The organism is Paenibacillus swuensis (assembly GCF_001644605.1).
Lineage (GTDB): Bacteria > Bacillota > Bacilli > Paenibacillales > DY6 > Paenibacillus_N > Paenibacillus_N swuensis.
Genome location: NZ_CP011388.1, coordinates 244,447 through 256,946, shown reverse-complemented (window position 1 = coordinate 256,946; position 12,500 = coordinate 244,447). Strand labels below are relative to the sequence as shown.

Genomic DNA, 12,500 nt, shown 5'->3' with positions numbered 1-12,500 from the left:
CGACGATGAAGTCTAGAAATAAATGGAAAATCGGATCAACGCTGTTACTCGCCTTGGCGCTCTTTACCGGTTGCTCGGGCAATAACGCGGAGCCGGCCGCGACGAACACGCCAGCGGAACCGGAGAAGCAAGCCACGGGCGGAACACTCGTCATTGCCCGTCTAAGCGACGCCAACAACCTCGATCCGCATTACAGCACCCAGCTCAATTCCATGGCGGTTGTACAGCATAAGGTGTACGAAGGTTTGGTCGAGTTGAATAAAAACAGCGAGTACAAGCCTCTTTTGGCCACGGAATGGAAACAGATCGATGATCTCACCTGGGAATTTAAATTGCGTGAAGGCGTAACGTTTCAGGACGGTGCACCATTCAACGCCGCTGCGGTGCAGAAGACCATCGCGCGCGCCACCAGCAAAGAAGAGCCTACGCCAAAAGCCAACATGTTCAACATGATTAAGGAAGTCATAGCGGTTGACGACTATACGATCCAAATGCTGCTTGAATACCCCTATGCCCCTCTGTTGTCCGTATTGGCGAGCGCGGAGGGCGGCATCCTGAGTCCGAAGGCCATTGACACGTACGGCAAAGAACTGACGAATCATCCGACAGGGACCGGACCTTACACGTTCGAATCCTGGACGCCGGGTCAAGACATCATACTGGTGCGGAACGACAAGTACTGGGGAGATCAAGCAAAACTTGATAAAGTGGTGTTCCGGACAGTGCCCGAAGACGCCACCCGCGTAGCCATGGTGGAAACAGGCGAAGCGCATATCGCCGAGCAACTGCCGATTACCGAGATCGACCGCGTATCGAATTCGTCGACGATGTCGTTGGGGCGTTTTGAATCTTTTGCCGTCGACCATATTGGATTTAATACGAAGAAGAAGCCGTTTGACGACGTTCGCGTAAGGCAGGCGATTGCCTACTCCATCGATAAAGAAGCGATCATCAACGGGGTGTACAACAATGTCGGTAAAGTGTCTCATTCCACGCTGGGTCCGAAGGTCATCGGGTACAGTCCGAATCTGAAGGGATACGCTTATGATATTAACAAAGCCAAATCTCTGCTTGCGGATGCCGGTTATGCCAAAGGGTTTAAAGCGACGCTGTACACCAACGACAATAAGGCGCGTGTCAATGTATCCGAGGTGCTGCAATCGCAGTTGAAGGGCATCGGCATCGATCTTGAAGTCAAGGTGATGGAATTTGGCGCGTATATTGAAGCAGCAACGAAGGGCGAGACGGATATGTTCATCAGCGGATGGGGAAATGCGACGGGGGATGCGGACTACAACCAATATAATTTGTTCCATAGCTCCTCTGCCGGTCTGCCGGGCAACCATTCGTTCTATAACAATCCGGAGGTCGACAAACTGATTGAGGACGGACGTAAGGAGAAGGATGCGGATAAGCGCAAAATACTCTACGAGCAAGCCCAGCAAATCGAGCTGAACGAAGTGCCGTTGTATCCGTTCCGGAGCTCGGAAAACTTGGTTGCGATCTCGAAGAATGTTGAAGGATTGTGGATCTCGCCATCGGGCTATGTCGAGTTGGGCGAAATTGTGTTGAAGCCTTAGAATTAATACAAGACCAACTACCGAGTTTGGGTGGTTGGTCTTTGTTCTTTGTTCATATTCCTTTCGGAAGCGAATACCGACCGATGCATAGTTATGGAAACATTTTACACTGACATGATGCTGAATTACTCAAATTTTGGAGCTTAGATAGGATAAATGTGAAATAGAGTAGTCATTTTCCTTCGTGTGTCGCCTCGACTGCACATGAAGGAAAAGCGTTACTCTATCTGAGGTTAGTTACAGGATATCTCCATATTTAGCGTAAACGGGTAACACATCACGGTAGTTAGGTTCGTTAAGGGGAGGGATGGTAGCTATTGTGTTATAGGCACCACCGATTACGAACCCAGTCTATTCAACATTGGTTACTATTCGCTATGAGCCATCGGATGCTAAAGACAAATCATTGCATGCCTCATGACCTATCACTACACTCCGGCCAACACCAATCGCACCCGTTCCTGCGGGTGGGTCCTCTCCATATACAGGTCCTCTTCCGCCATCCAGTCCTGCCAGAACGGCAGGGCTTGTTCGCCGTCCCGTTCCAATCCGCGTTGGAGACGCAGGTCGCGGGGCGTTTCTACCCAGACTGTCAGGTCGTAATAGTCGACCAGTTCCGGCCGAAGCGAATAGACTCCCTCAACGACTACAATACCTCCCTGGGGTATTGTGATCCATTCGGCGTGAGCGTCCCTGTCCCATTCATAGCGCTGGTAGCGCATAGGTCGGGAGATACCGGCCTTGAAGGCACAATGGTTCATTTCCTCACCAGATCCTGCGCTCGGTTTCGCGCCATTTCCCGTGCCCAGCACCTCGCCCCTTCCCGTGCCCATAACTTGAACCTCTCCCGTGCGCACCGCCTCGACACTTCCCGGCCCCTTCGCCACGCTTTTTCCCAAGCCTTGTTCTTGCACACGCCGATCGCTCGTAGCCGGCCGCAACACCTGCGCCTCCAGCCGCCGCCAATCAAAGTTGGCCCCAACCTCGGCCACATCCGGTGTGAACGGCCTCTGCTGCGCGCGCGGCTTATAGAAATCATCGTGATGCACAACGGTGACGTCCGGATAAGCCAAGCGGATGCGCTCGGCTAAGGTGCTTTTGCCGGAACCGCCGCAACCGTCCACACCAATGAGCAGGGTGCGGTCCGGGTTCGCTTCGCGGGCTTCATTCATCTGAAGCCACAGCTCCATCATGCCGATTCGGCTTTCAGCCAACGAACGGATGAACTCGTCCGCATCCCGCGCAGCCTTGATCTGATTACAGAGGTTGCATGCGATTACGCAGTTCACGGGCGTGGTATGACCGCCTTTCACCCGCGGCAGCAAGTGGTCGATAGTGTCCCCATATCCCCCGCAAAAATAACAAGTATAACGATCCCGCTTCAATAAATACTCCCGAAAAGACCGGTTCGAAAACAATCGGCGAACCGTATTCCGGTTCACCACCACGGCGGCGTGCTCCACAACGAGATTGACGGCTGTCGCTAAATCTGTTTCCTGCACCCAACGCCGGCCTTTATCCGTTCGGCCGCGCATTCGAACGATCCCCTGACGGGTCGCGGCCAACTCATGCACGCGCGACAACGCCAATTCCGCCGGTTCCGTGAGCGGTCTCGGGAGCGCGGTCCTGGTTTTAAGAAGCGCGGACTGAACCGTCGGCCGCTGTACTTCAGTCAGCAGCTTGTCCTCGACTCGCGCGATTTTCGCTGAAGGCGTTTCGATCTCTTGACCTGGTTTTCTGAGCTTCCTGCAGGAGCGGCAAGCGCCGCGGCGTGAGCCGGCTCCCGACCTTTTGCCCGTCCGACGAAGAAATTCGGATAACATCTTGGACTCATTACAATATGTACAAAGCTTATACACCAGCTGTTCCTCTTCCATAGGTCACCTCTATCCTACATATTACCTTCTTTACATTTGAGCAACAATAGTTAATATAGTTAATATATGGCTTATTAATTGTGCGGTATAAAGGAGCAAGACCCTCATGAAACCATCGACGATGTTAGAGTTGGCTGAGCTGCTTCCCGGGATGCTGGATCAGCTGGAAGATTCCATCTATATCATGAAAGTGGAAGGCGGCAACTTCACTTATGTGTATGTGAACCGGATGGCTACCCGTTTCAGCGGCGTGTCTATGAAGGATGTAGGCCTTTCTTTTGAAGAAACGAATAAATCACCCCAGATGGCGGGGTACCTTCACCATAATTATACCCGTGTGCTCACAGAACGGAAGCCGATCCGCTTTGAGGACGGTGTCTTGATGCCCAACGGTATGTTGAGCGGTGAAAGCCTGCTAACACCCATTATGGACGATGACGGAGAAGTGCAATATATTATCAGTGTCACCCGGGATACAACGGAACGCAAGCGTAACGAAGAACAGCTCCGCAACTACGCCTATCATGACGAGTTAACGAAACTGTTTAACCGAAGATATCTGCTGGAGCATGTGACGAATCCGCTTGTGCTATGTATGTTCGATCTGGATCATTTCAAAAAAATCAACGATAACCACGGACACGACACCGGAGATATGGTCTTGGTAGAGGTGGCAAGCCGATTGCACAGTCATTTCAACTCCGAGTATATTCTCATTCGATTGGGCGGCGATGAATTCATTGTGGCGACCCATGTGGATTGCGAGGATTCCCCCGAGCGGATGGCGGAACGCATTATGTCGATGTTCGACATGCCCTTTACACTGCAGGATGGCAAAATGAGGCTAAGCGCATCCATCGGCGTGGCGGTCCGCTACAACAATGAAGATATTCATGCTTTACTGAAGCAAGCGGATGTTGCGTTGTATAGGGCAAAGGGCGCGGGGCGGAAACGATTTTGCATGTATGGGTAAATGAATAGGATGTAAGACACGGGACCTTTCGCGAGAATGGTCTTGTTTTGTGTCCAATACAGTGGATTTAGGAAGACGTAAGGTTATAAGTTATAATGGTTAGAAAAAAAGAAGCAGGAGGAATGTAGATGCAAACGATTTTTGAAACCAGAAAGAATCAATTGCTTGACTATCTCAAGGGGCAAAATATAGACGCAACGCTAATCACCTCACCTCTTAATGTGTATTATTTTACAGGGTTCCGTTGTAATCCGCATGAGCGGTTTTTGGCTTATGCAGTGGATGGCCGGACCGGGGAAGAAACGCTGTTTGTGCCGTTACTGGATGTGGAAGAAGCGAAGGCTGCGGGATATGTTCAGCGGGTTGTAGGCATTTCCGATACGGATAATGCTTATGAAGTGTTGAGCCGCGAGCTGGGGAAAGGCGTGACTAGGGTGGGGCTGGAGATGAACAGTGTATCTTTGAGCAAGGGAGAACTGATTTTACAAGCGTTGCCCGGCGCCAAGTTTGAGGATATCGAAGAATTCGTGCTGTCGCTCAGAGTCTGCAAAAGTCCGGAGGAAATCATTAAAGTGCGTACTTCCATCGGAGTCATTGAGCAAGTCATGGAGCATGCGGTCGCACGCGCCCGGGTAGGCATGACTGAAGCTGAGCTAACAGCTGAGCTCGAGTTCCAGATGAAAAAGCTGGGGGCGTCCGCACCGGCGTTCAGTACTATTGTGCTGACGGGAGCCCGTTCTGCACTTCCGCATGGATCTCCGGGCGGGGCGGCCATCGAGCGAGACGGCTTCTTGATAATCGATATGGGCGTTGTCGTGGACGGCTATTGCTCTGATATTACCCGAACCTTCCTTGTGGGAGAGGGGACGAAGGAGCAGGAACGCATCTATGAAGCGGTGTTGGCCGCCAATCGGGCCGGAATTGCCGCGGTGGAGGTAGGTAAGCCGATCGGGATCCTGGATGCCGCCGCTAGGGGAGAAATCACAGAGCGTGGCTTCGGCGAGTACTTCCCTCATCGTGTCGGTCACGGTTTCGGCATGGATGTGCACGAAGCGCCTTCCATCGCGGGCAATAACCCATTGCCGATGGCGGAAGGCATGCTCTTCACCATTGAGCCGGGGGTGTATGTGCCGGGTGTCGGGGGCGTGCGAATTGAGGACAATATTTATATTGATATTCATGGTAACCCCCAGGTGTTGACCTCGTTCCCTAAAGAGCTGCGGCGGTTGGGTGTGTAAATGAGTAAAAGGCAATGCCATATGATCCCGAGCGGGTCAGCGGCATTGCCTTTATTTGTTGGGGAATGCGGGGTTATCCCGAAGACTCAGTAAGTGTGTATAATGCTCAAAAGTGGGATATCCCGAAGACTCAGCTGGTGTGTTACCGAGAAATAATATCCCAGGGACACTAAATTGACTCAGTTGCAGGTAATTCATCGAAATAATGTCCCTGGGAGCACTAAAGCGACTCGGTTGCAGGAATTTGGCAGAAGTAATGTCCCGGGGAGCACTATATAATTCAAGTTGGTGGTTTTTGCAATTTAAACATTCAGGAAAATTATAGTTGCTGAGAGAAAGGGATAACGCCCTTTTTTGACATATGGACATACATATCCAGTAATTACAATGAACTGAGTGAAAGGGATATCGCACTAAACGGCGTTTAGCCGACCCACTCTTTCCGCAATGTGAACAGATCCTTCAAAGCATCCGTCGACAGCTCGGTGATCCAACCCTCGGAAGTGGAGATGACGTTGTCGCTGAGCGCCATTTTGTTCTCGAGCATCTCGTCGATGCGTTCCTCCAGCGTGCCCAGGGAAATGAATTTATGCACCTGCACATCACGGGTTTGGCCCATGCGGTAAGCGCGGTCCGTTGCCTGATTTTCCACCGCCGGATTCCACCAACGGTCGAAATGGAACACATGGTTGGCCGCGGTCAGGTTCAGCCCGACTCCTCCGGCTTTAAGCGAAAGAATGAACACCGCGGGCTCCGCCGGATCACCGGATTGGAACCTTTCAATCATGCGGTCACGCTCATTCTTCGACGTGCTGCCGTTCAGATACATGACGGGCTCCGCTAATTCTTGCTCCAATACCCCTTTGAGCATACGTCCCATCCCTAAATACTGGGTAAAAATCAGACAACGATCGCCTTCCTCCCGAAGCTCCTTGACCATGGCAAGCAGCCGGTCCAGTTTAGCGGAACGTCCGATGAACGCCTCCGTGAACACCTGATCTTCCGCGCGAGCAACGTCAAGATCCCCCATGTGCTGAGCAACTGTGTCCTCGGTGAGTTGAACGGCAACATTCTCTGAAGGTTGTGATGCAGATGCACCTGCCTTAATCGCAGAGGCCGCCGTTGAACGAACATCGGCTTGCCCATCCACCGGCACATCTTTGGTCAAAAGCGCAGGATGATCGCAAAGCTGCTTCAACTGCGTTAACGCCGCCAGAATCGCGCCTTTGCGCTCGATACCCTCCAGCTTCTGCATCCGCTCCATCAGGTTCGCCACAGCCTGCTCATACATCGCTCCTTGCTCCGCCGTAAGCGGAACATATACTTTCATCTCGTTCTTGTCGGGAAGATCCAGCTGGATGGCGGGATCTTTCTTTTTGCGCCTCAACATGAAAGGTTTAATGAGTTTCTGCAAGTCCGCGGTGCGCTGTTCATCCCGATTCTTTTCAATCGCATTGGCAAAACGGTTCTGGAACGACCGCTGGCTCCCCAAATAATTCGGATTCATAAAATCATATATAGACCAAAGCTCCGATAACCGGTTCTCAATCGGTGTGCCTGTCAACGCGACGCGGTGTCGGGCGTTTAAAGAACGGACGGCTGCGGATTGTTTGTTTTGGGCGTTCTTGATGTTCTGAGCTTCGTCCAGACATAGGGATGTCCATGTCAACTCTTGCAGAAGCTCTTGATCCAAATTCGCTGTCGCGTATGAAGTAAGCACAATATCCGCCTCAGCTATTGCCGCATGAAACGCCTCGCCCGTCAACCGGCGGTTGCCGTAATGCAGGAGGACGCGAAGGTCCGGGGCGAATCGGGTCAGTTCCTTTTGCCAGTTGCCTAGAACAGATGTCGGACAAATGAGCAGGGAAGGAGCCAAAGTGGATGGAGTGAAATCAGCAGCTTTGGGGCCTGAGGCCAACTCCGCCTGATAAGCCGCATGGCTCTCTTTAATGTGCAGCAGGTACGCGATAAACTGCACCGTTTTGCCGAGGCCCATATCATCGGCAAGACAGGCGCCGAGCCCGTAACGGCGCAAGAACGTCAGCCAGCCGAAGCCGTCCTGCTGGTATGAGCGCAGCTCGGCGCGCAGTCCCGCAGGCACGGGCACCTTCGCCCAAGCCTCGGGCTGGTTCAGCTGGCCCATCAGCTTCGCCAGATGGTCGTTCAGCTCAACCTCGAGCCGGACGCGATGCTCTTGTTCGAGACGCCTCTCCTCGGACAAAGCCTCGTCTCCGCCGGCAACATCCTCGTCGGCGTTTCCGAGCAAATGCAGCTGGAGCACGTCCTGAAACGACAGCCCCTGCTCGCGGTCCACGCTGGACATCAGCTTGCGGATCTGGCCCAGCAGGGCGGGATCCAGCTGGATCCATTGCCCGCGGAAGCGCACCAGGCGCTCGTTCCGGGCGAGGAGGTCAAGGAACTCCTCCTCGCTGATGTCGGCGTCGCCAATCGCTATGCGCCAATCGAAATCGATCAGCGCATTCAGCCCGAACAGCGACTCGCCGTCCCGGCCGGACACGGCGCCGGTGTCGGCGCTGACGCGGGCCCGAAGCCGCGGCTTCTTCCGGCTCGCGGCTTCCCACCAAGCCGGCAGGAGTACCTGCCAGCCGGCGTCCAACAGCCTGCGGCTCTCGGCGGTCAGGAACCGCCACGCGGCTTCATCGCCGAGCTTCTCGGCGTCAAAGCCCGCGTCCGCCGCGGCGACAGCCGGCAGCGCCGCGCGAAGCCGCGTCAGCCAGCCGGCGGAGCGCTCGCGCACATGCGGCGTCCACGCGCTCGCCCAGGCGCCCGCGGCGGAGCCGTCGGCGTGCAGCCGGATCGGCGCAAGGGACGCGACGTCTTGCTTGTCCTGCAGGACAAGCTGAAGACGCCAGTCCGGCGCCTCATCCGACGGCTCGAGCAGCTGCAGCGCGGGTCGGAATGGCGCGGTGTCCGGCTTCCAGCCGATGGACACGAGCCAATCCTTCTCGCCGGCATCCCCCGCCGCGCGCAGCATGCGCCCGACGGCCTCGTCTGTAGCCTCGAGAGCCAAATGACCTTCAGCATCCGTGCCCACTACATCGGCGGCAACAGCCGGTTTGTTAAACAACAACGGATACTCCCGCCGCAAATCAGCCGCGGCCGCCTCGTTGTTGTAATGGCGTTCAAAGACCGCTGCCGAGAAAGCGGCCTGTAGTCCCGCAAGCAACTCCTGATCCACCTCCGAATCCGTGAATGTCGCCAGCAATTCACGGTCCTCGGCATTCATGGCGTCCACATCCCATGTCCATTGCAATGTCCCGTTCAGATAAGCGCGATAGCTCGGATGATGATGTGCTCCCGTGCCCGCCATACGTAACAACGCGGGGGCCGCCTTCAGCACACGCTTGGCGTCGTCGGACCAGGCCCATTCCACCGGGCTGATGAGCTGGGGGTTACCAAAGAAGGACAGCGCCATCTCCGCGGGAAGAATCGTAACCGCCAGATCTTCCATCACGCGGGTTTCCAAGGTTGTGCCGTAAAACGACTCCTCATGCCAGGCAAATAACAGCTGCCTGAACTTCCAACCGGCTACGGTATAATCGGAATCGTCCGTTCCCCACAGGAGTGCATCCCCGCTTTCCGCTAATATCAACTGCACATGAATCGTTTCCAAATAGGTGCTCATTCCGCCAACTTTCCTTTCCGAAGCTCTTCCTGCAACGCGCGCAACCGCTGATACCTGACGATAAACGAGGCCATATAGGTTTCGAAGCGCGGAGTCATCTTCATTTTTTTGTACAACTTGGATAATCGTTTGAGAAGCTTCACGGCCGACTTGTACCCGTCCCGATTTTTTACCGCCACATAACGCTCCACCGATTGATGAAAGAAGGGAAGCAGCATCTCCGGCGCGGCTTTCTCGATAGGCTGCAGGTCGCTGACCCGGAAATCCAGCGGATCTCGTCCGTTCACAAGCTGCAGTTCAATCCATATTTTCCATTGCCCGTGCTTGTACAACATATCTTCATAAATGCCTCTCGAATGAGGCAGATTGGTGGTGAGGATGTGCCACATGCGCTCCGCCGCCTCCGGCTTGTGCTCGGTAAGCCGATCCCACAGCGACATATATTCCTGCCAATCGACACGACGTTTTCCCGCAAAAAAGGACGTTAACCCCGGCAACATAACCTCCAACCGCTCCCAGTTCCCGGAGGCTTCGGCTTGTCTGGGGAAGGCCAGTACCATGTCCATCGGGAATTTATAATCTGCTGCCTGGTTTAACAGGGAAAGGAACTCTTCATCCCTCCCGGACAGAAACAGCAAAGTAGCCTGAGCGTAAGCCAAACCCGAAGGTGAAGGGGGCGCGGAGGCACGATCCAGAGCGGTTTCATGAAGCTTCTCCAATTCAAGTAATTCCGCGGCGGGGTCCAGTTTGGTAAGAAGCTGGTTGGCATTTGCTGCTACCTCGGTCGCTTCCCCTAGTTCCAATTCCAATAGTGATTCCGATGCCCGCGATGCTTCTGACTTCTCCGTCGGACCTGAAGCTGAGGCCATCCAAAGCTGCGTATAAAGCCTTAGATAATGCCGCATCTCTGCCGGCTCGGCAAGCATCCGTTCACGTATGCGAGCGACCGTTTGCCGCAATAAATCCGTGTGTTCGGGAGCGGTCAGGGAGGCGGCGGCTTCGAGCCATTTGTCAATAATGACCTGCAGTAACTCCGAAACCGCTTGATCCGTGTACGTTCCGCCGTAAACAAAGTAGACATTGCGCTGTTGCCCGCGATAGTCAATGATTTTGTTCAGCATATAGAGGTATAAATGCATCTCAAACAGCGGTTTGAGCGGCTTGGGAATGTTGAGTCTAAGGGATTGGACGGTCTTGAGGGCTTGGTCCATGTAATGAAGACCGCCGATGCTTAAATGAAGATGCCCTGTGCTCAGCTCAAAAAGCTCATGCCATTCATCCAAAGACAAACTGTCCGCTCTGGCCGTCAACTCGGTTAGCTTCTGCTTGGCCGCTTTACGCGCTGGAGTTTGGGTCAGCAGGGAAGCTTTGGCGCGCTGGAGCCGGGCTTCCACCTGGGCGTTGGCCAACTGCGTCACGGGCCGTTCCTGTCTGGAGGCGTACTCCATCAAGGTAGCTGCGATGTGCTTGCAACTGCTGGAAACCGGGCAGGAGCATTCGCTCTCATACAAATGTTCCAGGTCAATCGTGACCTCATAATCCTCCGTACCGTGGACTGTGGAATGGACTAATTGAGCGTCTTCGAGGCTGAGTTCTTCGACACGATTTTGCTTATAGTAGTTAAATCCCCGCTTGAGGGTCAGGTCGTCGAACTGGTTGGCAACATCCTGAATCATTCGGGTCCATTGTAGATCGTTCATGGGTAGGGTTATCTCCTTGTTCCGGATCGTTTCGCAAGTTTATAGCTCCATTATATCATGTTCGGCAAGGGGAGGCTTCGGTTCGACAGGCAACAACTTGGCGGCTTTCCGAAAGGTGATCCATAGGAGAATCATCGCGATGATGTGCATAATAATGAGCAGTAAACTCCCGTAAAGTTGCGATAATTCGGATAGATTCAGTGTAAAAGGCATGTAGATCAGTCCGGCCGCGGTAACGAATGTGAAGAATTGGTTGCGCGAATGAACCTGGCGGGCGAAGCTCCGGAGTTTGGCTTGGAGAAGTTGATTTTGAAGCTCCTGCAGAATGATGCGGAACATGAACAGCAAGAGCAGGGATTGTATCGTTTGAAAGAGCAAGGCAGGGATGGTGCTAGGATAGGACTGTTCCACGACGGTAAGAAACGGGTAGACTTCAAATATGGATAGGAACGTAAGTCCGATGGCAAAAGGCAGCGCTTTACGGTAAGGCGCGTGTTCATTGCCGAGCATGCTGATGGCACTCCAGATCAGGACGTACCCGATTACATCGGGTATACAGTCGATGCCAAACAGGCGCAGATCGAGCAGGACCCAGAAAAAGCCTTGCGCGATGCGAAGAAACGCGTTTTTCATCGTTGCAGCTCCTCCTTTCGGGTGCGAATATAGTCGTCCAGGTCGCCGGAGTAGAGCTGGGGTTGCTCAATGGTGTTCATGAAGCCTGCAATTTGTCTTTTATCATCTAAGTAGCTAAACATAATTTGATATGCGTTATTTATTCTTGGATCGTCTTTAGGTAGTCGGAACGTATAATCCATGTATCCTGCTTCGCCTTTGCGAAAGACCATTGGAAACTGGTTGGTGTTATCGGAACCGCTGCCTTTAAATTGTGTCGTAATGACATCCGATAATTGAGAAGGAAAACTGTGGGAAACGGCAGATATGGTAACATTTCTATTGGCAACGAAACCGTTATATCCGGTTCCCTGGTTGGACCCACCGCCGGATCTCGATTCTAAAGGCGGAATTTTGTTAATTACGGGATGCACAATCATCTCGCCTATTTCCACTGAATCACTTGTTCCGTCGTTGTAGTGAGCAGTCAGATTGTTGAAACTTAACGTATTATTGATTGTTTTTAATTGCTCCTTATCGGCTGCGATATATGCTTCCTTAAGCACGATTCGACCCTGCTCATCTCTTGTTTTCGTCTGTTCAATTGTTAACTTTAGACCAGAAGCAGTTACGAAGAAGATGGGTGCTCTTTTGGACTCGCGATTAGTTAAGTAGTAAAGTTTAAAATGCTCCATTGAGGCGGAAGGCATCTCATAATAGTGTCTCAAGAAAAGCGGCTTCTCCAGCTTATGGGATTGATACACGTAATAATTGCCTGCCCAGGCTGTAAAAACGGCAGCGAATATAAGCCATGTGAAAGTTTTGTTCATAGGATGTCTCCTTTATGTGTACTAAAAAAAGTTTAAGCCCAATC

7 protein-coding genes and 1 pseudogene are annotated in these 12,500 nt (G+C 53.0%); 3 read left to right on the top strand and 5 right to left on the bottom strand.

All coding sequences use genetic code 11. The annotated features are described in order from the left end of the window. Positions 1-5: 5 nt before the first annotated feature. The gene (locus SY83_RS01300) at positions 6-1,580 is read left to right on the top strand and encodes a glutathione ABC transporter substrate-binding protein (RefSeq protein ID WP_068610738.1); all 1,575 of its coding nucleotides are present in this window, start codon (positions 6-8) and stop codon (positions 1,578-1,580) included. Between the two features lie 1,214 nt (positions 1,581-2,794). On the opposite strand, the pseudogene SY83_RS23725 reads toward SY83_RS01300, so the two are convergent. Continuing rightward, positions 2,795-3,457, bottom strand: a pseudogene (locus tag SY83_RS23725) (HNH endonuclease); the annotation flags it as partial. Positions 3,458-3,563: 106 nt separating this feature from the next. Here SY83_RS23725 and SY83_RS01290 point away from each other — a divergent pair. Beyond that, the gene (locus SY83_RS01290) at positions 3,564-4,430 is read left to right on the top strand and encodes a GGDEF domain-containing protein (RefSeq protein ID WP_068603515.1); all 867 of its coding nucleotides are present in this window, start codon (positions 3,564-3,566) and stop codon (positions 4,428-4,430) included. 128 nt (positions 4,431-4,558) lie between these two features. Next, positions 4,559-5,668: a M24 family metallopeptidase gene (locus SY83_RS01285; protein WP_082882243.1), complete on the top strand. Its 1,110-nt coding sequence runs from the start codon at positions 4,559-4,561 to the stop codon at positions 5,666-5,668. Positions 5,669-6,092: 424 nt separating this feature from the next. Here SY83_RS01285 and SY83_RS01280 read toward each other — a convergent pair whose 3' ends face one another. The 4 genes from SY83_RS01280 to SY83_RS01265 are packed head-to-tail and all read right to left on the bottom strand — an operon-like array spanning position 6,093 to position 12,456. Continuing rightward, positions 6,093-9,314 carry a DEAD/DEAH box helicase gene (locus SY83_RS01280; RefSeq protein ID WP_068603513.1) on the bottom strand — a complete coding sequence of 1,074 codons (3,222 nt, stop codon included), beginning with the start codon at positions 9,312-9,314 and terminating at the stop codon, positions 6,093-6,095. Further along, positions 9,311-11,014 carry an SWIM zinc finger family protein gene (locus SY83_RS01275; protein ID WP_068603511.1) on the bottom strand — a complete coding sequence of 568 codons (1,704 nt, stop codon included), beginning with the start codon at positions 11,012-11,014 and terminating at the stop codon, positions 9,311-9,313. Before SY83_RS01275 ends, SY83_RS01280 begins: the two co-directional genes overlap by 4 nt. 39 nt (positions 11,015-11,053) lie before the next feature. Beyond that, the gene (locus SY83_RS01270; protein WP_068603510.1) at positions 11,054-11,647 is read right to left on the bottom strand and encodes a hypothetical protein; all 594 of its coding nucleotides are present in this window, start codon (positions 11,645-11,647) and stop codon (positions 11,054-11,056) included. Then, positions 11,644-12,456, bottom strand: a complete 813-nt coding sequence (locus SY83_RS01265; protein WP_068603508.1) for a hypothetical protein — start codon at positions 12,454-12,456, stop codon at positions 11,644-11,646. Before SY83_RS01265 ends, SY83_RS01270 begins: the two co-directional genes overlap by 4 nt. Positions 12,457-12,500 lie beyond the last annotated feature (44 nt).